Origin of the sequence: Pandoraea thiooxydans, assembly GCF_001931675.1 — a bacterium.
GTDB classification, from domain to species: Bacteria; Pseudomonadota; Gammaproteobacteria; order Burkholderiales; family Burkholderiaceae; genus Pandoraea; species Pandoraea thiooxydans.
Genome location: NZ_CP014839.1, coordinates 3,469,706 through 3,491,221 on the forward strand (window position 1 = coordinate 3,469,706; position 21,516 = coordinate 3,491,221).

Annotated in this window: 17 protein-coding genes; 8 read left to right on the forward strand and 9 right to left on the reverse strand. The window is 62.9% G+C overall.

Features of this window, described 5'->3' with window-relative positions; translation table 11 throughout:
* Positions 1 to 36 precede the first annotated feature (36 nt).
* Positions 37 to 1,308, forward strand: a complete 1,272-nt coding sequence (locus PATSB16_RS15880) for an amino acid deaminase (protein WP_047215044.1) — start codon at positions 37 to 39, stop codon at positions 1,306 to 1,308.
* 30 nt (positions 1,309 to 1,338) lie between these two features.
* Here PATSB16_RS15880 and acs read toward each other — a convergent pair whose 3' ends face one another.
* The 3 genes from acs to adh all read right to left on the reverse strand — a co-directional run bounded on the left by acs (position 1,339) and on the right by adh (position 5,411).
* Positions 1,339 to 3,321 (reverse strand): acetate--CoA ligase, encoded by a 1,983-nt coding sequence (gene acs / locus PATSB16_RS15885; RefSeq protein ID WP_047215045.1) that lies wholly within the window; start codon positions 3,319 to 3,321, stop codon positions 1,339 to 1,341.
* Between the two features lie 75 nt (positions 3,322 to 3,396).
* Positions 3,397 to 3,786 carry a DUF779 domain-containing protein gene (locus tag PATSB16_RS15890; protein WP_047215046.1) on the reverse strand — a complete coding sequence of 130 codons (390 nt, stop codon included), beginning with the start codon at positions 3,784 to 3,786 and terminating at the stop codon, positions 3,397 to 3,399.
* Between the two features lie 104 nt (positions 3,787 to 3,890).
* The gene (adh, locus tag PATSB16_RS15895) at positions 3,891 to 5,411 is read right to left on the reverse strand and encodes an aldehyde dehydrogenase (protein WP_047215047.1); all 1,521 of its coding nucleotides are present in this window, start codon (positions 5,409 to 5,411) and stop codon (positions 3,891 to 3,893) included.
* 505 nt (positions 5,412 to 5,916) lie between these two features.
* Between adh and PATSB16_RS15900 the strand changes: the two genes are divergently transcribed.
* Complete coding sequence (locus PATSB16_RS15900) at positions 5,917 to 7,809, forward strand: sigma-54-dependent Fis family transcriptional regulator (RefSeq protein ID WP_052892718.1); 1,893 nt, start codon at positions 5,917 to 5,919, stop codon at positions 7,807 to 7,809.
* On the opposite strand, the gene PATSB16_RS15905 is transcribed toward PATSB16_RS15900, so the two are convergent.
* A complete protein-coding gene (locus tag PATSB16_RS15905; protein WP_047215049.1) occupies positions 7,782 to 8,741 on the reverse strand; it encodes an alpha/beta fold hydrolase in 960 nt (319 codons plus the stop codon). The genes PATSB16_RS15900 and PATSB16_RS15905 overlap by 28 nt on opposite strands.
* A 99-nt stretch (positions 8,742 to 8,840) precedes the next feature.
* Here PATSB16_RS15905 and pqqA point away from each other — a divergent pair, with 99 nt between their 5' ends.
* The 5 genes from pqqA to pqqE all read left to right on the forward strand — a co-directional run bounded on the left by pqqA (position 8,841) and on the right by pqqE (position 12,136).
* Positions 8,841 to 8,915: a pyrroloquinoline quinone precursor peptide PqqA gene (pqqA, locus tag PATSB16_RS15910; protein ID WP_006410019.1), complete on the forward strand. Its 75-nt coding sequence runs from the start codon at positions 8,841 to 8,843 to the stop codon at positions 8,913 to 8,915.
* Positions 8,916 to 8,964: 49 nt separating this feature from the next.
* Complete coding sequence (gene pqqB, locus PATSB16_RS15915) at positions 8,965 to 9,885, forward strand: pyrroloquinoline quinone biosynthesis protein PqqB (RefSeq protein ID WP_047215050.1); 921 nt, start codon at positions 8,965 to 8,967, stop codon at positions 9,883 to 9,885.
* A gap of 8 nt (positions 9,886 to 9,893) precedes the next feature.
* Positions 9,894 to 10,619, forward strand: a complete 726-nt coding sequence (gene pqqC, locus PATSB16_RS15920; protein ID WP_047216662.1) for a pyrroloquinoline-quinone synthase PqqC — start codon at positions 9,894 to 9,896, stop codon at positions 10,617 to 10,619.
* Complete coding sequence (gene pqqD / locus PATSB16_RS15925; protein ID WP_047215051.1) at positions 10,616 to 10,873, forward strand: pyrroloquinoline quinone biosynthesis peptide chaperone PqqD; 258 nt, start codon at positions 10,616 to 10,618, stop codon at positions 10,871 to 10,873. Before pqqC ends, pqqD begins: the two co-directional genes overlap by 4 nt.
* 96 nt (positions 10,874 to 10,969) lie before the next feature.
* Complete coding sequence (pqqE, locus tag PATSB16_RS15930; protein ID WP_047215052.1) at positions 10,970 to 12,136, forward strand: pyrroloquinoline quinone biosynthesis protein PqqE; 1,167 nt, start codon at positions 10,970 to 10,972, stop codon at positions 12,134 to 12,136.
* A gap of 124 nt (positions 12,137 to 12,260) precedes the next feature.
* Here the strand turns inward: pqqE and PATSB16_RS15935 are convergent, their stop codons facing one another.
* The 3 genes from PATSB16_RS15935 to PATSB16_RS15945 all read right to left on the reverse strand — a co-directional run bounded on the left by PATSB16_RS15935 (position 12,261) and on the right by PATSB16_RS15945 (position 16,662).
* Complete coding sequence (locus PATSB16_RS15935) at positions 12,261 to 13,511, reverse strand: c-type cytochrome (RefSeq protein WP_169834626.1); 1,251 nt, start codon at positions 13,509 to 13,511, stop codon at positions 12,261 to 12,263.
* Positions 13,512 to 13,601: 90 nt separating this feature from the next.
* Positions 13,602 to 15,329, reverse strand: coding sequence for a methanol/ethanol family PQQ-dependent dehydrogenase (locus PATSB16_RS15940; RefSeq protein WP_047215054.1), 1,728 nt, complete (start codon positions 15,327 to 15,329; stop codon positions 13,602 to 13,604).
* 199 nt (positions 15,330 to 15,528) lie between these two features.
* Entirely contained in the window at positions 15,529 to 16,662 is a 1,134-nt protein-coding gene (locus PATSB16_RS15945; RefSeq protein WP_047215055.1) for a porin, read from the reverse strand.
* Between the two features lie 423 nt (positions 16,663 to 17,085).
* Here PATSB16_RS15945 and PATSB16_RS15950 point away from each other — a divergent pair, with 423 nt between their 5' ends.
* Positions 17,086 to 19,365 (forward strand): TonB-dependent receptor, encoded by a 2,280-nt coding sequence (locus tag PATSB16_RS15950; protein ID WP_047215056.1) that lies wholly within the window; start codon positions 17,086 to 17,088, stop codon positions 19,363 to 19,365.
* A gap of 14 nt (positions 19,366 to 19,379) precedes the next feature.
* On the opposite strand, the gene PATSB16_RS15955 is transcribed toward PATSB16_RS15950, so the two are convergent.
* Positions 19,380 to 19,823, reverse strand: a complete 444-nt coding sequence (locus PATSB16_RS15955) for a MarR family winged helix-turn-helix transcriptional regulator (RefSeq protein WP_047215057.1) — start codon at positions 19,821 to 19,823, stop codon at positions 19,380 to 19,382.
* Between the two features lie 2 nt (positions 19,824 to 19,825).
* On the reverse strand, positions 19,826 to 21,424 hold the full coding sequence (locus PATSB16_RS15960) for an MDR family MFS transporter (protein WP_047215058.1): 1,599 nt from the start codon (positions 21,422 to 21,424) through the stop codon (positions 19,826 to 19,828).
* Positions 21,425 to 21,516: the final 92 nt, after the last annotated feature.

Consider the following 21,516-nt stretch of genomic DNA (forward strand, 5'->3'; position numbering starts at 1 on the left):
GCCGCAGCGGCATCGGCATCAACACGATCCATCGAAATGAACGACATCCCCCATCAAAGCGGCATGATCGATATCGTCGACAAAGGCCTCGGGCCGCTCGAGGAGCCTTTGCGCCCGGACGACACTGCCGGGCTGCGATGGCAATTGCTACGCGAAGACCTCAGCCTGCCCGCCGCGGTGCTCTACGAGAGGCGCCTGGCCAACAACCTGGACTGGATGCAGCGGTTCGTCTCCGAATACGGTCTCAAACTGGCGCCGCACGGCAAGACCACCATGGCGCCCAAGCTGTTTGCCCGGCAACTCGCCGGCGGCGCCTGGGGCATCACGCTGGCCACCGCGCCACAGACCCGCGCGGCTTATCAGCACGGCGTGAGGCGCGTGTTGATGGCCAACCAGCTGGTCGGCAAGCAGAACATGACGCTGATCGCCGAGCTACTTGAGGACCCTGCCTTCGAATTTTTCTGCCTGGTCGATTCCGCCGCCAGCGTCGATCATCTTGGCCGCTTTTTTCGGGCGCGCGGGCAGACCATCCACGTGCTGCTCGAACTCGGCGTGACCGGTGGCCGCACCGGCGTGCGCGACGACGCCGGCCTGCGCGCGGTACTGGACGCGCTCGTGCAATGGCACGGCACTGTCGCATTGGCCGGCGTCGAATTGTACGAAGGCGTACTCACGGAAGAAGACGAAATTCGTGCGCTGCTGCGTCGCGCCGTGGCCATCACTCAGGAGCTCGCCCAGGCGGGTCGCTTCGAGCGCCAGCCGGCCATTCTCTCCGGAGCAGGCTCGGCCTGGTACGACGTGGTCGCAGAAGAATTCTCCAAAGCAAATATCGGCGCGCCGCTCGATATCGTGCTGCGCCCGGGTTGCTATCTCACGCACGACGCAGGCATTTACCAGGCGGCACAAACGCAAATCCAGAGCCGCAACCCGATAGCCCACAAGATGCGCGCCGGCCTGTTGCCGGCGCTGCAGGTCTGGGCCTACGTGCAATCGGTTCCGGAACCGGGCCAGGCCATCGTCGCCCTGGGCAAGCGCGATACCGCGTCCGATGCCGGCATGCCTCGCCCGGCCAGCCACTTCCGCCCCGGCATCCAGTCAAAGCCGTCGCCCGCGCCCGCGCACTGGGAAGTCATCCGCATGATGGATCAACACGCGTTCTTGCGCATCGCCCCAAACGACGACCTGCAGGTGGGCGACATGCTCGCCTTCGACATATCGCACCCCTGCCTGACCTTCGACAAATGGCGGCAAATTCCCGTGCTGGACGACGCCTACCAGGTCATCGACGTGGTCCAGACGTTCTTTTGACGGCGCGTGCGGACCGCGCACTCCCACGCCTCAAAGGGACTGCTTGAGCTGCTCGAGGATGGCCGGGTTCTCCAGGGTGGAAGTGTCCTGGGTAATCTCCTCGCCCTTGGCGATCACGCGCAGCAGGCGCCGCATGATCTTGCCCGAACGGGTCTTCGGCAGGTTCTCGCCGAAGCGGATGTCGCGCGGCTTGGCGATCGGCCCGATCTCCTTGGCCACCCAGTTGCGCAGATCGGTGGCGATCTGCTTGGCCTCCTCGCCAATCGGACGCGTGCGCTTGAGCACCACGAACGCGACCACCGCCTCGCCCGTCGTGTCGTCCGGGCGCCCCACCACGGCCGCCTCGGCCACCAGCGGATTGGCCACCAGCGCCGACTCGATCTCCATCGTGCCCAGCCGGTGCCCCGAGACGTTGAGCACGTCGTCGATACGACCCATGATCGTGAAGTAGCCGGTCTGCCGGTCACGAATCGCGCCGTCGCCGGCCAGATAGATCTTGCCCCCCAGCTCCGCCGGGAAGTAGCTGTTCTTGAAGCGCTCCGGGTCGCCCCAGATGGTGCGCAACAGCCCCGGCCACGGCCGCTTGATCACCAGCATCCCGCCCTGCCCGTTCGGTACGTCCTGCCCCGTCTCGTCGACGATCGCCGCGGCCACCCCCGGCAACGGCAGCGTGCACGAGCCCGGCACCTGCGGCGTGACCCCCGGCAGCGGCGCGATCACGTGCCCGCCGGTCTCCGTCTGCCACCACGTGTCGACGATCGGGCAGCGCTCGCCGCCGACGTTCTTGTAGTACCACATCCAGGCTTCCGGATTGATCGGCTCGCCCACCGACCCCAGAATGCGCAGCGACGACAGGTCGTACTGCGTCGGGTAGATGCTCTTGTCCGACTCCGCCGCCTTGATCAGCGAGCGGATCGCCGTGGGCGCCGTGTAGAAGATCGATACCTTGTGGCGCGCGATCATGTCCCAGAAGCGCCCCGCGTTCGGGTAGGTCGGCACCCCTTCGAATACGATTTGCGTGGCCCCCACCGCCAGCGGCCCGTAGGCGATATACGTATGCCCGGTCACCCAGCCGATGTCGGCGGTGCACCAGAACACGTCGCTGGGCTTGATGTCGAAGGTCCACTGCATGGTCAGCGTGGCCCACAGCAAATAGCCGCCCGAGCTGTGCTGCACGCCCTTGGGCTTGCCGGTCGAGCCCGACGTGTACAGAATGAACAGCGGGTGCTCGGCGCCCACCCATTCCGGCTCGCACTGTTCCGATTGGCCCGCGCTCAGCTCGTGCATCCACACGTCGCGCCCGGCCTGCATCGTGGCTGGCCCGCCCGTGCGCCGGTAGACCACCACCGTGTGCAGCGCGTCGCACCCGCCCAGCGTGAGCGCCTCGTCGACCACGTTCTTGAGCGGCAGCGCGCGGCCCCCGCGCATCTGTTCGTCGGCCGTGATCACCGCCACCGCCCCCGCGTCGATGATGCGCTCGTTGAGCGACTTGGCCGAAAAACCCGCAAACACCACCGAATGGGTCGCGCCGATGCGCGCGCAGGCCTGCATCGCCACCACGCCTTCGATCGACATCGGCATGTAGATCACCACCCGGTCGCCCTTCTTGATGCCGCGCGACTTGAGCGCATTGGCAAAGCGGCAGACCCGCTGGTGCAGCTCGCGATAGGTCACCGGCGTGCTGGTGCCGTCGTCCGCCTCGAAGATGATCGCTGTCTTCTCGGCATTGCCGTTCTGCAGATTGCGGTCCAGGCAGTTATAGGAGACGTTCAGCTGGCCGTCTTCGAACCACGTGTAGAAAGGCGCATTGGATTGGTCCAGCACCTTGGTGAACGGCCTGTGCCAGGCGACGTTCTCGCGCGCCAGACGCGCCCAGAACCCTTCATGATCGCGCTCGGCCTCGGCGCACAGCGCCTGGTACGCCGCCATGCCCGAGATGTTGGCCTGCTCGACCAGAGCCTGCGGCGGCGCAAACACGCGTTGCTCATGCATTACAGATTCGATGGATGCCATGATTGTCTTTAAAAAACGATAGCTTGCGAATTACCCCTCGACAACGAGCGATAAGGAAAATAAGCGGCGGCGGCTTTATGCCGCCGCCTCGACCGGATGCCTTGCCAGCCACGCGATCTCCTCGTCCGTATAGAGTCGCGAGCGCGTCAGAAAGCGCAGGCCGGTGCGTCCTTCAAGCGAAAACATGCCGCCGGCGCCAGGCACCACGTCGATGATCAGTTGCGTATGCGCCCAGTACTCGAACTGCGATTCGCTCATGTAAAAAGGCGCACCGCCGATGGCTCCCAGCTTGACGTCCGACGCGCCCACCATGAAATCGCCGCACGGATAGCACATCGGCGCGCTGCCGTCGCAACAGCCGCCGGATTGGTGAAACATGACATCGCCATGCTCACGGCGAAGCCTGGCGATCAATTCAAGTGCCGCAGGCGTGGCCACCACGCGCGCCACCATGGATTCATTCATTGCAATTTTCCGATCCCTGTCGAAGCATCCGGGCCCGCCGCGAACGCACTCGGTAATCGATTGCGTTCGCGGTTCGGTGGGCCGCTCGCGCGGCACGCGTCCGGTCAGAAGAACCCCAGCGCCTTCGGGCTGTAGCTCACCAGCAGATTCTTGGTTTGCTGATAGTGGTCGAGCATCATCTTGTGATTCTCGCGGCCGATGCCCGACTGCTTGTAGCCGCCGAATGCCGCGTGGGCGGGGTAGGCGTGATAGCAATTGGTCCACACTCGCCCGGCCTGAATCTCCCGGCCCATGCGATAGGCGCGCGTGCCATCGCGCGTCCACACGCCGGCTCCGAGGCCGTACAACGTGTCGTTGGCGATCTCGAGCGCTTCCTCTTCCGTTTTGAAAGTTGTCACCGACACCACCGGGCCGAAAATTTCTTCCTGGAAAATGCGCATCTTATTGTTCCCAAGGAACACCGTCGGCTTGATGTAGTAGCCGTCTTTCAATTCCCCCTCGAGCTGATTTCGCTCGCCGCCGATCAGGCATTGAGCGCCTTCCTGCTTGCCCAGATCGATATACGACAGAATTTTTTCGAGCTGCTCCTCGGACGCCTGTGCACCGATCATGGTGGTGCGATCGAGCGGATGCCCCTGCTTGATCGCGGCCACCCGTTTGAGCGCTCGCTCCATGAAACGGTCATAGATCGATTCTTGAATCAGCACGCGCGACGGACACGTGCATACCTCCCCCTGGTTCAGGGCGAACATCGCGAAACCTTCGAGCGCCTTGTCGAAATAATCGTCGTCGCGCTCGAGCACGTCGGCAAAGAAAATGTTCGGACTCTTGCCGCCCAGCTCCAACGTAACCGGAATGATGTTCTGGCTGGCGTATTGCATGATCAGCCGGCCCGTCGTGGTTTCGCCAGTGAATGCGATCTTGGCGATGCGCTTGCTGGTGGCCAGCGGTTTGCCGGCCTCCAGGCCAAAGCCGTTGACCACATTGAGCACGCCCGGCGGCAAAAGATCCTGAATCAACTCCACCATCACCAGAATCGAAGCCGGCGTTTGCTCGGCCGGCTTGAGCACCACGCAATTGCCTGCTGCCAATGCCGGCGCCAGCTTCCAGGTCGCCATCAGAATCGGGAAATTCCACGGAATGATTTGCCCGACCACGCCGAGCGGCTCGTGGAAATGATAGGCCACCGTGCTGTCGTCGATTTCGCAGACCGAACCCTCCTGGGCGCGAATGCAGCCGGCGAAGTAGCGGAAATGGTCGATCGCGAGCGGGATGTCGGCCGCCAGGGTCTCCCGCAGCGGCTTGCCATTGTCGATCGTCTCGGCCACGGCCAGCCGAGTCAAGTTCTGCTCCATCCGGTCGGCGATCCAGTTCAACAGAATGGCACGCTCGGCGGGGCTGGTACGCGACCAGGCGCGTTTGGCCAGATGCGCGGCGTCCAGTGCGAGATTGATATCGGCCTCTGTCGAACGCGGCACGCTGCAAAAAGCTTTGCCGGTCAGCGGCGAGACGTTTTCAAAGTACTCGCCGGTCGTAGGCTCGACCCAAGCGCCGCCGATAAAGTTGCCGTATTCCTTCTTGTAAGGGAATTCGATATCCAGGAATTTCATTTCCGAGTGGTTCATGGTGTCTCCTATGGGAAGGTTGCTTGCTTCGTATAGCGATGGGAATCAGGGGACGGCGCGCTCGGCAATATCCTGATCCGTCGTCTGTATCGCAAGTCAACTCACGCAAATTGCATGCCACGGCCGAATCGCCGGCCGATGGGAGGCCGCGTGCCGGTGTGCGGGCGTACCTCGCGGATATGACCAACACGCCAGCTGTCGCGAGATGGAACAGATGTGTCGTTTTGCAACAGGACACGATGGCGCCGGCATGAACAGGCCTGAATCGGTTGTCGACGAAACCGTGTTAACCCTGACGGATTCGGGACGACAAAAGTCTATGCTTGAAATTTAAGCAATGTTAGAGTCGAATCCCGACCCGCCGCCGCCGACCTTCCCGCCCCGAGGGAAGCGTCGCAATCCAGCTTCTGAAGAAACCGGCATGCTTCGAATGGACACACCGCCCTCCCAGGATGGAGCAAATCTTGCTAGAGATGACGCGTTGTCATCTCCGCGGGAGGAGCTCATGATCGACCAGTCGCACGAGCGCTCCGTCTCATTCGGTCTGTCAGAGACCATGAAGCCGGACTACGATTTGCTCGGCCAGCACGAATTGCGTCTGCAACTGGCGCGCAACCGCGTGCTGCACGCCCACGCCGCGCCGGTCATGGAATCGCTGCACGAACAGATCGCCAATACGCAGAGCATGGTCGTGCTCACCGATCCTCAGGGCCTCATTCTGATGTCGCTGGGCGACGACGATTTTCTGAGCCGCGCGGAAAAAGTGGCATTGAAGCCGGGCGCGCTGTGGAGCGAGGAGTTCCAGGGCACCAATGCGATCGGCACCGCAATCGCCGAAATGGCGCCGACCACCGTACACGGCGATCAGCACTTCCTGCGCGCCAATCACTTCCTGACCTGCTCGAGCGTACCGATCATCGGTCCAAGCGGAAAGTTGGCGGGCGTGCTCGACGTCACTGGAGATCATCGAAGCTATCATCGCCATACCATGGCGCTGGTGCGCATGTCGGCGCAAATGATAGAGAATCAGTTGTTCGCCAACGCTTTTCCGGAAGCATTTCTGGTTCGGTTTCACGGCCGCCATGAGTTTCTCGGCACACTGATGGAAGGCATCGCCGCCTTCTCGCGCGACGGCCGCTTCCTGTCCGCCAATCGCAGCGCGCAATTCCAGCTCGGCTTGAGTCTTGCCGCGCTAGGTGCCCACACGTTCTCGTCGTTATTCGGCATCACGCCATCGGCAGTATTCGATCATTACCGCACGGCGCAGCCCGGGCTCTTGAAGCTCTGCCTGAATAACGGCGTTCGGGTCTTCGGCAAGGCCGAATTTCAATACACCGGATTGACCTTGCCGACGAGCATCGCTGCGCCCGAACCCGCGCCTTTGCAGACCGCGTCGGATGACGGAACGAACGCCGCAAAAATGCGAATGCGCCTGTCCAGCCTGCGCTATCTGGACACCGGCGATCCACAGATCACCGCCTTGATCGACAAGCTACGCAAGGTAATCGGCAAAGACATTTCGATCATGATCACCGGCGAAACGGGCACCGGCAAAGAGTTGCTGGCGCGCGCGATTCACAACGACTCGCCGCGGCGCAGCGGGCCGTTCATCGCCGTCAATTGCGCATCGATTCCGGAAACACTGATCGAATCGGAACTGTTCGGCTATGAAGAGGGCGCTTTTTCCGGCGCTCGCAGAAAAGGCGGCACGGGGCGGGTGCTGCAGGCCAACGGGGGCACGCTGTTTCTCGACGAGATCGGCGACATGCCGATTTCATTGCAGGCGCGCTTGCTGCGCGTCTTGCAAGAGCGCGTCGTGACGCCCTTGGGCAGCACCAAATCGATCGCCGTCAATGTCGCCATCATCTGTGCGACGAACCGTAATTTACGCGAGATGATTCGGACCGGCTCGTTCCGGGAAGACCTGTACTATCGGCTCAACGGCATGGTTGCCAGACTACCGCCGCTGCGCGAGCGCGGCGATCTGGAAATCGTCATCGCCAAGATCCTGCACGACGATCTCAATGTCGAGCGTCGCCTGCATATCGACCCTGAGGTAATGGGCTTGTTTCGCCGCTACCATTGGCCGGGGAATTTCCGTCAGTTGAGCAATGTGCTGCGCACCGCCGCAGCCATCGTCGACGACGACGGCCATATTCGCCGCGAGCATTTGCCGGATGACTTCCTGGAAGATCTGTCGGACATCCCCGCCGCGCCAGTCATGCAACTGCCGTCCGGCAACACCCGCCTCGACGAACTGGAAGTATCGGCCATCGCGGCTGCCTTGCGCCAGCATCAAGGCAACGTTTCCGCAGTCGCTCGTATGCTGGGCGTCTCCCGCAATACCATCTATCGCAAAATGCAGGCGCTTCAACTGCAGGGCAAGACCGACGCCTGAGCTCGGCGCGAGGCGCTCACGGCCGCTTCGATGGCGTGCCGCAAGGCATCGCGCATGGCAGGGCCGGCCACCGTGTGACCCGCCTCGACCCAGGTGACTTGCAGCACAGGCCAGCATGCCTGCAGCCGGCGCAATCCGGCAGGCGGGCAGACCCGATCGCGCATCCCGTGAATCGCCATGGCGATCCCTTCCCAACGCCTGAGCGCTGCGGCCAACGCCAATATCCCACGCGGCCCAAGACCGCCGAGGCGCGCCAGCAGATGCGCCTGTATCCGATATTTGCGGCATGCCGCAGGCCGCAGCCGTCGAGGCCCGGTCATCGGGGATGGCATCTCCAGCAACGCGCGTTCTCGCGCCTGCCAAGCTGCGGCCAGCCGATGCGCGACAGTCGGTGTGTCAAATTGGAACGCATGTGCCCAATTGTGCAACACCCGTGTCACCGGTGCTCGCACGGCGCTGCGCCTGGCCACGCTGTGCCTGGACTTCAAGCGGCGACGCGGCGCGAAAAAATATCGCAGCTCCGCCTGGCTCGCCGTAAATGTGCCGCGCAGCACCAGCGCACGCACCGCGCCAGGACACCGCGCCGCATACGCCAAGGCCAGCGTCGCGCCCCACGAGCCGCCCACCACCACCCACGAGGCGATATTCAATGCGCGACGAATGCGCTCGAGGTCGGCAATCAGATGCGGCACGCCATTTCGGCGCGTGCATCCCCGTGGTCGCGACAGGCCGGCGCCGCGCTGATCGGGCAGCACCAGGCGCACCTGCCGCAGATCGACCCAGTCCGCCATGGCAGGCGAACAACCGCTGCCGGGGCCGCCGTGCAAAACGACCACCGGAACGCCTTGCGGGTTGCCCATCGTGCGCACCGATAGCCGATGCCCATCGAGGGTGCGCATCACCAGACGAGACGAGGCAGGCGTTTCCGGCATGGATTTTGCTGGTTTAGGCATGACTTGCTAATGGCGGTTGATTGGCAGTCCGGCAATACAAACACTTTCCATGCCAACCCGATTCACAGGAGGAACATCATGCAGTGGACCACGCCAGCGTATACCGATTTGCGCTTTGGATTTGAAATCACGATGTATATCGCCAATCGTTAAACGGAACCGGGCCGCGCGGCACTTCACCGGTCAGCGGCCCGTCATCATCATGCAACTCAAGGTATTGGGTTCTTCAGCCGGCGGCGGCTTTCCTCAATGGAATTGCAATTGCGGCAATTGCCGGGCGGTGCGGCGCGCGGACCCCGCCGTGACAGCCCGCACGCAGTCGTCGATTTGCGTGAGCGAAAACGGCTCGGACTGGGTACTCATCAATGCGTCGCCCGATATCCTGCAGCAGGTTCGCACCACGCCAGAATTGTGCCCGGCCAGGGCGCCGCGCGACAGCGGTATCGCTGCGGTCATGCTGATCGACGCTCAGATCGACCACACCGCGGGGCTGCTGCTGCTGCGGGAGCGCACCGCACCGCTGCCGCTATACGCCACCGAGCCGGTCTGGCAGGACCTGAGCACCCGCTTCCCGATCGGTCCGATGCTCGATCATTACTGCGGTGTCGATCATCACTCGATACCGCTCGAAGGCGCGCCATTTCACGTGGCAGGCCTGGACGCCACGAGTTTCACGGCGATCCCGCTCGAGAGCGCTGCGCCGCCCTACTCGCCCCACCGGCATGCGCCCGAGCCGGGCGACAACATCGGGCTGCTCATACGCAATGAAAGTACGGGCCGGCAGGCGTTCTACGCACCCGGTCTGGGCCGGATCGACGCGCGAACGCGCGAAGCGATGCAAGGCGCGGATCTGCTGCTGGTCGACGGCACATTCTGGCGCGACGACGAAATGCAGCGTCTTGGCCTGTCGCCGAAGAGCGCCGCCGAGATGGGCCATTTGGCGCAAAGCGGCCCGCACGGCATGATCTCGCACCTGGACGCGCTGGCCTCGGATACGTGCCGCAAGGTTCTGATCCATATCAACAACACCAATCCGATCCTGCGCGACGACAGCCCGGAGCGCGCCGAATTGGCGCACCACGGCATCGAGGTCGCGCACGACGGCATGACATTCAACTTTTGACGCTCGCCATGGACATTTTCGAGGAAGCCAGTGAGTTTCGGCCTTGGAGCCGGGTCGACTTCGAGGCGCGCTTGCGCGCCAAGGGCGGCCGCTATCATATTCACCACCCGTTCAACGTGCGGCTCAATGGCGGTCGCTGCACGCGCGAGCAGGTCCGCGGCTGGGTGGCCAACCGCTTCTACTATCAGATCAGCATTCCGCGCAAGGACGCCGCGATTCTGGCCAATTGCCCCGATCGCGAAGTCCGCCGCCAATGGATCGTGCGGCTGCTGGATCACGATGGCTGGCAGGACAACGCCGGGGGCATCGAGGCATGGGCCTGTCTGGGCGAGGCCGTCGGGCTGGACCGAGATACGCTCTGGTCGCAGGAACTGGTATTGCCCAGCGTTCGCTTCGCGGTGGACGCGTATGTGAATTTCGCGCGCCAGGCGCCATGGCAGGAGGGCGTGTGCTCGTCGCTCACGGAAATGTTCGCGCCGCAGATTCATCTCGACCGATTGGCAGGCTGGCCAACCTTCTATCCGTGGATTGCCGCCGAGGGACTGAATTACTTCCGCTCCCGCGTGTCGCTGGCGCAGCGCGATGTCGAACATGGTTTGCAGGTCACGCTCGATCATTTCCGTACCTTCGAGCAGCAGCAACGCGCTCTGGATATCCTGCAGTTCAAGCTCGATATACTTTGGAGCATGCTCGACGCGATCGAACTGGCCTATCCGGAAAGAGGCGCGGTATGAGCGCGAATGCTCCGTGTCTGCAGCAGGGGTTTCGCCTGCAATGGGAAGAGGTCCAGCAAGCCTATGTGCTGCTCTACCCCGAGGGCATGGTCCGCCTGAACGACGGCGCGGCCCAGATCCTCAAGCGCTGTGACGGTTTGCGCTCGCCGGCCCAGATCATCGGTGAACTGGAGGCGCTCTTTGTCGATCAGCCCATTGCCGCCGACGTAAAAACATTCATCGAGCACGCAACCACGCGCGGCTGGCTCGGTTAGCCGGGCGCCAAACACATAGCGAGCGGACCTGGCCGGCGCAAAGCACGCCTTTTAGCGCGCCGGCGGCGCCGCTCGCGCCCACTTGGAGGTGCCGTCATGACAATCACCACTGCCGATCCTTGCGAGCCAGCGATGGTCCGGCCGGGGCCGCCGCTCTGGCTGCTGGCGGAGTTGACCTATCGATGCCCGCTGCACTGCCCCTTTTGCTACAACCCAACCGACCACATTCGCTATCGCGATGAGCTGACCACCGATCAATGGATCGACGTGCTGCGCCAGGCGCGCGCACTCGGTGCGGCGCAACTCGGCTTTTCCGGCGGCGAGCCATTGCTGCGGGACGATCTCGAAGTGCTGGTCGACGCTGCGCATCGGCTCGGCTTTTATACCAATCTGATCACCTCCGGAGTCGGGCTCACCGAGCAACGTCTTGGCGCGCTCAAGCACGCCGGACTCGATCACATCCAGCTCTCATTCCAGGACGCGACGCGCGAACTCAACGATTTTCTGAGCAGTACCAAGACCTTCGAGTTGAAGAGCCGGGTCGCTCGTCTGATCAAGCGCCATGGTTACCCGATGGTGCTCAATTGCGTGCTGCATCGGCACAATCTGCCGCACGTCGATAAAATCATCGAAATGGCCCTGGAGATGCAAGCCGATTATCTGGAGCTGGCCAACACCCAGTACTACGGCTGGGGCCTGGTCAACCGCGCGCAATTGATGCCCGACGCGGCTCAGTTGCGCGAGGCGGAAGCCGTCGTCAATGCCTACCGCGCCCGCATCGGCCAGCGATGCCGCATTCTTTTCGTCGTGCCCGATTATTTCGAGAGCCGCCCCAAGGCCTGCATGAGCGGATGGGGCAGTGTCTTCCTGGCTGTAGCACCCGACGGCAGCGCGTTGCCCTGCCACGCGGCGCGCGTGATTCCCGGTCTGTCGTTCCCGAATGTCGCCGCGACACCGCTATCGGATATCTGGTATCACAGCGATGCCTTCAACGCCTTTCGCGGCGACGCCTGGATGAAGGAGCCTTGCGGCAGTTGCGACGAACGCAAGCAGGATTTCGGCGGGTGCCGCTGCCAGGCCTACCAGTTGACGGGTGACGCGCGCGCCGCAGATCCGGTTTGCGCCAAATCACCGGAGCACGGCGTCGTCGAGCATGCGGTTCAGTTCGCCGCGGGACAGCGCCGCGAATCCCGCGAAGCGCCGCTGATCTTTCGCAGCGACGCCAATGCCGCGCGGCTACACCCTTCGCTCGCCCCGGACTAACGCACCGATCCGCTGCGCGCGGTTTCCCGCTTTGTCGAACCGATCCCGCGCGCGGCTGCCGCATTGCCTCGGGCAGCGGCGCGCGGTTGGCTCGCGTCACGCCACAACGGTCCTGGCGAAGCGCTTACATCGCCGCATGGGACTCAAGCAACGCCTGGCTCTTCAGCGCCTTGGCCGCGGTCAGTTTCGAAGTGCCGGACTGATAGCCATTGCGCATCAGCAAAAACGCCATCACGTCGGCGTAATCCTGCGCCTTCAACTTTCCCGGCTGATCGGCCGGCATGTTCGACTGCATGTAATTGAAGATCCCGCTAAGCGTCAGACTGGAGCCCGTGGCAGGCGCGAACGCCGGTCCCTGAAGCGCTGGCCCGACATTGCCCTGTAATTGAGCACCGTGGCATTTGGCGCAGTTCGCAGCATAGACGTCATGCCCGTGCAATGCCTGCGCCTGGGTAAACGACGGCCCCATGATATCCGCCTGCCCCGCGGCCGCGGCCACGCGCAGCAGCGACGGTTTTCGATTGCCAACGAAATGCGCAGAGCGGTCGAGCGCGGCAAAAGCATGCGAGGCAATCACGCGATCAGGGCCGGCATCGCGAGCGTCCGACGCGGTCGATGTTTTGGCGTTGCCGGCGGCGATGCGCCATGTTTCGGTCAACCTGGCGAGCGCGCCAGTGGCCGCCATTTGCTCGAGTCCCGCATCGAAGCGCTTGCGCAGCGCCGCATTGCGCTGGCCGAACATCATCACCAAATCCCAGTGGCCATAATCGGAAGCCACCGCACGCACCTTGAACCGCACCTGCGGATGTTCGTGCTGATAAGCCACGATCGCCGGATACCACGCGATGCCGCGTTGTGCCTTGCCCGATGCGACGGCCGCCACGGTATCTTCCGTGGTGACTTCGAAGTCCAGCAAAGCGCCTTTTTCGCGTACCGCAATGAGTTGTGCCGGGCTGCCGTAGGTCACCGCAAGCCGGCCCACCTTATCGCGCTTGGCCCCGGCATTCTCTCGCCGGAACGCTGCGTAGCCAGTACGCAAATAGGGGCGCGACAACAACACACCATCGTGCACGGCATCGGCAACGTTCGAGCGCGGGAAGCCGGCAACGATATCGCATTTGTTTTTGAGGATCCCGCCCAGCGCACCGAGCGAGATACCGTCGTCATCGCCTTCGCGTATGGCATGGGGCATGGCGACAGCCCGCATGCCGATATGTTGGAGCACCGCGGACACCACCTGCGTATCCAGCGCCACGGACGGACTGCCGGGAAACATGCAAACCCTGACGTCGGCGGCCCGCGCCAGGCTCATGCCGCAGGTAGCCAGTCCCAATGCGAGCGCGCAAGTCATCCGTTTCAATGGAGTTTTCTTCATGACGACACCTTCAGTTATCAACGACATGGCGATGCGCACGCCGCGGGCCGCCGCATGCCGAACGACACAGCGGCCCCGGCGATCAAAGCATCAGCCTTTCTTCAAAGCGAACACATACAGGGTGCCGCCGCGCGGAACATGCTCGGCGATCTTGGCCATCGGTCCGCCCCAGATCGGGTTGGCGCCGCCATAGCCCGCCAATACCGCCACATACTCGGTGCCATCGACTTCGAACACCGACGGTTGCGCGATCACGCCACTGGCCAGTTGCGGGCTCTCCCACAGCACCTTGCCGTTCTTCTGATCAAAGGCATAGAGATGGCCGTTGAGCGAGCCGCTGAACACCAGGCCGCCGGCCGTGCTGGCCACCCCGCCGTTCCACGGCAGCTTGCTCCAATGGCTCCACACTTTCTTGCCGGTATTGACGTCGATGGCCTGCAGTTCGCCATACCCCTTGCTGCCCGGCTCCGGCCGAATTTCGAACCCTTCACCCAGGTATGGCAACCCCTGCATGTATGTCACTGCCTTGCCCGACATCGTCATGCACGCATGCAGCGACGGCACGAATGCCAGGTGCGTGGTGGGATCGTAAGACACCGACCACCAGTTCTTGCCGCCCAGGAAGCTGGGGCACGTCTCGATGGTCGTGCCGACTTTCGGATAATGCTTCTGATTCTGGATCGGCACGCCGGCGGCGGTATATCCGGTCACGGAGGTCGCCTTGACGAACGGCTTCGCGTAAATCAGCTTGCCGTTGGTCCGGTCGATGGCATGGATATAGCCGTTGCGGTCGGCATGAATGATGGCCTCGTAATGCTTGCCCTTATACGTGATGTTCGCCAGCACCGGCGTGTTGACGCCGTCATAATCCCAGGTGTCGTGCGACGTATATTGAAAGTGCCACTTGAGATCGCCATTCGCCGGATCGAGCGCCAGCAGCGAATCCGAATACAGGTTCTTGCCGGGCCGCATATCGGCCAGCCACGGACCGGGATTGCCGACGCCCCAGAACAACGTATTGGTTTTGACGTCGTAGGTGCCGGTCAGCCACGCCGGCGAACCCGCGTGCTGGTACATGCCGTTCGGCCAGGTGTTGCCGCCCTTCTCATTCGGCGCCGGCACGGTCCAGCGCTTCCATTGGATCTCGCCGTTGGCTGGATTCAGGGCCGCGATAAATCCGCGTGCGCCGTACTCGCCGCCGGAGCTGCCCACGATGATCGAGTCTTTCAGGGCCAGCGGCGCGAGCGTAAACGCATAGCCGATTCCCGGTTCGAACAATTGCTTTTCCCACACGACTTTCCCGCTCTGCGCATCGAGCGCCACCACCTGTCCGCTGAGCATCGCCACATAGACGTTCTTGCCGTACAGCGCGACACCGCGGTTCACCACGTCGCAGCAGGCGGTCTTGAATGACAGGCTGGTCAGCTTGGGATCGTAGGTCCACAGCTCCTTGCCCGTTTTGGCGTCGAACGCATAGACGTGATCTTTCGGCGTGGTCACGAACATGTAGTTGCCGTTGACGATCGGCGTTGCCTCGAAGCCTTGTTGCAACTCGGCAGGAAATTTATAACTCCAGACTTGCTGAAGATCCTTGGCCGTGGCCGTATTGATTTGCTTGAGCGGCGAATTGCTCTGGCCCGTGTACGAGCGGTAGTAAGTCAGCCACCCCGGATCGGCCTGGGCCGACGTCAGCCGGTCATAGGTCACGGCGGGATAGTCGGCCGTCTGGGCCGACGCCGCTCCGATCGCCAGGCCGCTGGCCAGCAACACGCCGGCCAACGCCCACTTTGGGTTAATGATTGAAATAAATCGATTCATTGAAGTCTCCTGATTCTGATTTGAATGCAGTACACAGGCTGCGGTGCCGCATCCTATGAAGGCAAATCCCATGCCACCGCGCAATTCGCCGGATGAGCTTGCATTCGCGCACGCGGCGGTCGGTGCCGTGTTCTTTTGTGGAACAAGTCCCTGGGTTCATCTGTTGCAAAACGGATCAAATGGCCAGCTCGAGCGACGCTTAGAAGAACATGATGCCGCCGACCGAAACGCCGTTCAGGCGCGCTGTCTTGCCGCTCGTGTCCTCGGATCGGGTCTGGCCGACTTCGCCCACGAGGGTGATGCTTTTTGTGATCGCGTAATAGGCGCCGAGCGTGAGATTGCTGTTGTAGCGAATCGCATCGGCAGCGCTGGCCAGGCTCCGGCTCACGCCATAGTTCACGCCGAGCTTGAGCTTGTCGGTGGGCTGATAGGATGCTTGCACGAGATAGTTGAACCCGCGCACGTCGCCCTGATCGCCGTCGGACAAGATGCCGAGCCCACGCCCCGTTTGCACGTTGCCGAGCAGGCCGAAGCGTCCGAGCGTGGCCGAGGCCCCGGTTTCGAAAGCGGCTTCAGTAAAATCGCTGGAGGTGGCGTCGGCATAGAATTTCTGCGCTTTGGCTCCCAGCCAGGTTTTCCAGTTGGCCCGCGAATACGACAGTTGGGCCTGAAATTGCGGCATGCTTCCCGCCTTCGAGCCGGTACCGCTGTCGACCGGGCTGACGAGCGCGAACTGCCCCTGCAAGCCATGGACCGTCGGCGACGTGTAGGCGAACTGGCCATAGGTCCCCAAATAGGTATATCCGGAGCCGATATGGCCAAGCGCGACGCGGCCGTTTTGCGTGGCCTGCACCGGTGCGCCCGCCCCCAGCAGCGTCATATCCCCGAGAATGGCGTTCGAGCCGAAGATGCCGTAGTCGCGCCCGAGCTTGAAGGTGCCGATATCCGCATTGCCGATCGTCAAAAAGCCCTGGCGCACGTCGACCGCGCTGTTGGCTGCGATGGCGCTGCCGGTTGCTACCGCCGCCGAGATGCCGATGGTGCCTTGCACGTCGTAGTCGCCCTGATGCGACTTGACCGTCGTGATGAGCGAGTTCGGCAGCAGGCCGTTGCCGATGACCGTGGCGCTGCCGCGCCCGTTGCACCCCAGCGCCCGGCCCGCGAGCGCGGTGCCGGCGACGTTGTCGCCCGAGCATCCGACCGACGTGTAGTAGGCATTGATATTGCCGCCGATGGAAACCGTCCAGTCGCCGGCCTGAATATCGACCGCTTGCGCGTTTTGCACCGCCTGGGCCGCGCAAACCAGGATGGCTGCCTTAACAATCCGTTTCATTATTGTCCCCTCCGTCAAATAATTGATATGCCGAAATTTCGGCCAGAGGGTGTCAGCAATATCCATGCCGCCGGTACACGCCGCGATTGGTCAACAGCGCATGGCAAAGTGTCGCGAGCGGGCAGGGGCCGAGGCCAGAGCACGCACTGAAGCGCCGTCACAAGGCTTCGGCACGCGGATCGGCGATGGCGCGAGAGGTCGCGCCGCAAGTGCCCTGTCTCTCATTTTTATACGCTCGCCCCGCTTTGGCCTGCATGACAACGCACGGTCTGTTTTCTCGCGGCCTGTGCCGCTTCGTTGCGTTTCGTCACACGTTGCGTGTCATTTCAACACACCCATGTTGCCGCCGCGCCTCGACGTGGCATCGTTTTTGCTCTCCCTCGGGTGATCTGAACCTGGACCACGACACGAGAGGAAGACAGGATGAGGCGCTGCATCACTCCACCGAACTGGACACCTATGGCCCTGGCGCTGGGCAGTCTGCTCAGTGCGCTGCCGGTGCCAGCCGCTCGCGCACACAGCGCCGCGCTGACCGATGTGCCGTCGCTGGCTACCACCGTGGTGATCGACACGACGCCGCTGGCCGGCCTGGGGGTCCCGCTGGATCGGATACCGGCGAACGTCCAAGTCATGAGCGGCGCGAAGTTGAGGACTCAGCACCACGCCAGTCTCACCGATTATTTCAGTGACAATCTGACCAGCGTCGAGATCCATTCGAGCCAGGGGAATCCCTATCAACCGGACGTCGATTACCGGGGTTTCACCGCATCGCCGCTGCTCGGCACGCCGCAGGGCTTGTCGGTATTCCAGGATGGCGTGCGCATCAACGAGCCGTTCGGCGACGTGGTCAATTGGGATCTGTTGCCGCAATCGGCCATCAAAAGCGTGCAGCTTATTCCCGGCTCGAACCCGCTGTTCGGGCTCAATACGCTAGGCGGGGCGTTGGCCATTGCCACCCGAAGCGGACGCGACAGTCCAGGCGGCGCGGCCGAGGTCACCGGCGGGTCGTTCGGACGCCGAGGCGTCGAATTCGAGCAAGGCGGACGGCACGGCAAGCTCGATTACTTTCTCACCCTCAACGACGAGCGCGATGGCGGCTGGTCCGATCACAACGCCAGCCGCATCAGGCAGTTATTCGGCAAGCTTGGCTACGCCGATGAAAACAGCTCGATCGCCCTGAGCCTGAGCGCGGCAGATAACGATTTGCAGGGCGCGCAAACCATCCCGCGCTCCTTTCTCGACAATTTTCGGCAAGCCTACACCTACCCCGACCTGAATCTGAATCGCGCGACGTTGTTCAATCTGAGCGGCACGCATTTTTTCAACGACCAGGTTCAGCTGAACGCCAATGCCTATTACCGCTCATATCGCAATCAAAACCTCAGCAGCAACGTCAACGGCGACTATGGCGCCATCGGCCCTCTCAGCGGTCGGCCCGATACCGTCGAAGCCAACAATGCGATTTCGGCCATCGACCAGCAAAGCTATGGCTTCGGCCTGCAATTGACTTTACTCGGCCAACTGGCCGGCATGCCGAATCAGTTCGTGGCGGGCACCAGCGGCGACTTCGCCAACAGCCGCTTCTCGCAATCGAGCCAGGATGCGCAATTCACGCCGGACCGCAACACCGTCGGGATTGGCGACTATGCGTTGCGCACCGACGCAAAAACACATAACGGCGACATTGGCCTATTCATGACCGATACGCTGTCGCTGAGCGACAGGGTGACGCTGACCGCGTCGGCCCGCTACGACCATGCGCAAATCGATATCGCCGATCAGACCGGCCGGCAGCCGCTGCTCGACGGCAACCATTCGTTCTCCCGCCTGAACCCCGCGTTAGGCGTGACTTTCAATCCGACACCCCGCTTGTCGGCGTACGCGGCCTATAACGAGGGCATGCGCTCACCTACCGCCATCGAACTCGCGTGCGCCGACCCGGCCGCGCCCTGCTCGTTGCCGAACGATTTCATCGCGGATCCGGCCCTGCGGCCGGTCATTGCCAAAACCGTGGAACTGGGCTTGCGCGGCAAGCTCGGCGCGGCGTCATCCTGGCACGTCTCGGTCTACCGCACCGCGCTGCTCGACGATATCGCATTCGTCAGCAGCAGCGCCGCCGCCTCATCGGGCTATTTCCAGAATGTCGGGCAAACCCGTCGACAGGGCGTGGAGGCGCAGTTGAGCACGCGCTCCGGATCGGTGGGTGTGACAGCGAGCTATAGCTATATCGCCGCGACCTATCGGACCGCATTTACCGAGCGCAGCCCGAGCAATTCGAGCGCCGACGCAAACGGCAATATCGTTGTTCGACCTGGCGACCGAATGCCCGGCATCCCGGACAGCATATTCAAGCTGCGGCTTGATTACGCCGTAACGCCAAGCTGGCACGCCGGCGCCAACCTGAGCTATCGCAGCGCGATCTTCGCGCGCGGCGACGAAAACAACCGGGACATCAACGGCAAGATTGCGGGTTACGCGGTCGTCGATCTGGACACGACTTTTCGCGCAACCCGCAGCCTGACGCTGTTCGCACGCGTCAACAACTTATTCGACAAGCGCTATGCGAATTTCGGCAGCCTGGGACAAAACTTCTTCAGCGGCCCCGGCCATACCTTCAGCGGCAACGACGTCACGAACGAACAATTCGTCAGTCCGGGCGCGCCGCGCGGCATTTGGGTCGGTCTGCGCTACGCGTGGCGCTAAGCCGGTCGCAGCGCTCACTCGCGGTGGGCCTGCGCAACCTCTCGAAAGCGTTGCTCGAGCGCGCCGAGCGCCTCGTTGAGCAGCTGCAACTGTTCGCTCGACAGCACGGCCAGCGAATCCCGGTAAAACGCCGTGCGGCGCGGCAGCGCCTCGTCGACCACGGCGCGGCCTTGCGGGGTCAGCGTGACATTGGTCAGTCGATTGTCCTGCGCATCGGTGGCGCGGCTGACCCAGCCCTGTGCTTCCATCGCCTTGAGCTGGCGCGTCAGCGACGCCGGGTCGATACGGACTTGCTCGACGAGCAGCTTCTGCGAGCATTGGCCTTGTTCGTACAACGTCAGCAGAATGCGCCAGCGTGGCAACGCGTGACCGACCTGCGCGTCGAAGGCCGCCATCATCGCGCGATAGGTACGCCCCAGTTGCTGCACGGCGTTGAGCTTCTCGTGTTCGGTGGGCATCCTCACTCCCCCATCTGCGGCGACACTTTCGCGCCGCGCGACAAACGAATGGCCGGCACCCTGCGCACCCACCAGAGTGAAATGATCGTCACGACCAGCCCCAGCATCAGGCCGGAGTGAACCGCGGCGACCAGCGACAGCCGGGCTGCCTCGATCAGCGGCTCGCCATTCTTGCCGGCGTGCTGCAGCAGCTCGATGAAACTTTTCTGGGCCTGCGGGTTGACCAGGATCTGCGGGTCGTCGAGCTTGGGCAGCCACTGCATGGCGCCGCTGGCCGCGAGCGACGCGCGCACGCCGCTGAGGTAGCTATGCGTCACCAGCGTGCCCACCAGCGCCGTGCCGAGCATGCCGCCGATCATGCGCAGCGACTGCAGCAGCGCGGTGGCGATCCCGAGATTGGCGCGCCCGGACACCTCCTGCGCGAAGACGGTCAGATTCGGCATCACGAAACCCAGGCCCAGGCCGCCGACCAGCATATAGGCGGCGACCAGGCCGTGCGACGTCCAGCGATGCGTGAGCACAATGCCCACGCACGACAGCGTGAGCAGTGCGTTGCCGATGTAGAGCATCGCATTCGGGTTGGGAAGGCGCGTGACGATACGGCCGTTGATGATACTGCCCACGGTGATGCATACCACCATCGGCGTAATCAGCAGCCCGGCGTCCTTGGGCGACAAGCCGAAGCCGCCCTGCATCAGCAGCGGCGCGTAAAACAGGATCGCGAACAGCGTAAAGCCGGAAAACAGCGACAGCGTGAACAACGCCGATAGACTGGGGTTGCGAAACATCTCGAACGGCAACAGCGGCTGCGCGCAGCGCTGCTCCCAGTGATACAGCGCAACGAATGCAACGATGCTGGCCACCGCCAACAGGGCGACTGTGACACTCAGGCCGTCCTTGGGCAGGAATTCGACCAGCAATTGCAGCCCGCCCAACGCGACGGTAATGAGTATCACGCCGGGCCAATCGAGCCGGATGCCTTCATGCGCAGTCTGGCGCAGGTGAGGCAGGTGCCGCACGACGAACCACAGGCCCAGGATGCCCACAGGCAAGTTGACGTAAAACACCGAACGCCAGCCGTAGTACTCGGTAAGGAACCCGCCCAGCGACGGTCCCACCGCGTTGGCGATGCCGAACGCCGAACTCAGCATGACCTGCCACTGCAGGCGCACGTGAGCATCGGGAAACAAGTCGGGGATGCAGGCGAACGCCGTGCCGACCAGCATGCCGCCGCCGATGCCCTGCAGCGCGCGCGCGAGCACCAGAAACAGCATGCTGTTGGCCATGCCGCACAGCACCGAAGCCAGCGTAAACACCAGAATGGCGGCGACCACGAAAGGCTTGCGCCCGTAATAGTCGCCCAGCCGGCCGAACACCGGCACGGTAATCACGGAAGTCAGCAGGTACGAGGTCGCGACCCACGCATACAGGTCGAAACCCTTGAGCTCGGCAACGACCGTCGGCAAAGCCGTGCCGACCACGGTCTGGTCGAGCGCCACCATCATGGTGACGAAACACACGCCCAGCATGGCCATGACGGACTGGCGAAACGGCAGTACCTGGCCGCTCGAATGCGGGGTAAGAGGGGGGGTGGGGGCCATTCTATAGATCAATCAACAATTGATAAGTCAATCATTCTACGCCTCGCCGGCGAACTTTGCAGCAAACGCTTAAAAGTGCTGTGCGATATGAA

Bases quoted from the DNA above. Each gene is read 5' to 3' on its own strand.
- PATSB16_RS15905 (WP_047215049.1), bottom strand. From the start codon at position 8,741: ATGCCGGAAACGCCTGCCTCGTCTCGTCTGGTGATGCGCACCCTCGAT.
- acs (WP_047215045.1), bottom strand. From the start codon at position 3,321: ATGGCATCCATCGAATCTGTAATGCATGAGCAACGCGTGTTTGCGCCG.
- PATSB16_RS15960 (WP_047215058.1), bottom strand. From the start codon at position 21,424: ATGGCCCCCACCCCCCCTCTTACCCCGCATTCGAGCGGCCAGGTACTG.
- pqqE (WP_047215052.1), top strand. From the start codon at position 10,970: ATGACAATCACCACTGCCGATCCTTGCGAGCCAGCGATGGTCCGGCCG.
- adh (WP_047215047.1), bottom strand. From the start codon at position 5,411: ATGAACCACTCGGAAATGAAATTCCTGGATATCGAATTCCCTTACAAG.
- PATSB16_RS15950 (WP_047215056.1), top strand. From the start codon at position 17,086: ATGAGGCGCTGCATCACTCCACCGAACTGGACACCTATGGCCCTGGCG.
- PATSB16_RS15945 (WP_047215055.1), bottom strand. From the start codon at position 16,662: ATGAAACGGATTGTTAAGGCAGCCATCCTGGTTTGCGCGGCCCAGGCG.
- PATSB16_RS15880 (WP_047215044.1), top strand. From the start codon at position 37: ATGAACGACATCCCCCATCAAAGCGGCATGATCGATATCGTCGACAAA.
- PATSB16_RS15935 (WP_169834626.1), bottom strand. From the start codon at position 13,511: ATGAAGAAAACTCCATTGAAACGGATGACTTGCGCGCTCGCATTGGGA.
- pqqC (WP_047216662.1), top strand. From the start codon at position 9,894: ATGGACATTTTCGAGGAAGCCAGTGAGTTTCGGCCTTGGAGCCGGGTC.
- PATSB16_RS15940 (WP_047215054.1), bottom strand. From the start codon at position 15,329: ATGAATCGATTTATTTCAATCATTAACCCAAAGTGGGCGTTGGCCGGC.
- PATSB16_RS15890 (WP_047215046.1), bottom strand. From the start codon at position 3,786: ATGAATGAATCCATGGTGGCGCGCGTGGTGGCCACGCCTGCGGCACTT.
- pqqD (WP_047215051.1), top strand. From the start codon at position 10,616: ATGAGCGCGAATGCTCCGTGTCTGCAGCAGGGGTTTCGCCTGCAATGG.
- PATSB16_RS15955 (WP_047215057.1), bottom strand. From the start codon at position 19,823: ATGCCCACCGAACACGAGAAGCTCAACGCCGTGCAGCAACTGGGGCGT.
- PATSB16_RS15900 (WP_052892718.1), top strand. From the start codon at position 5,917: ATGATCGACCAGTCGCACGAGCGCTCCGTCTCATTCGGTCTGTCAGAG.
- pqqB (WP_047215050.1), top strand. From the start codon at position 8,965: ATGCAACTCAAGGTATTGGGTTCTTCAGCCGGCGGCGGCTTTCCTCAA.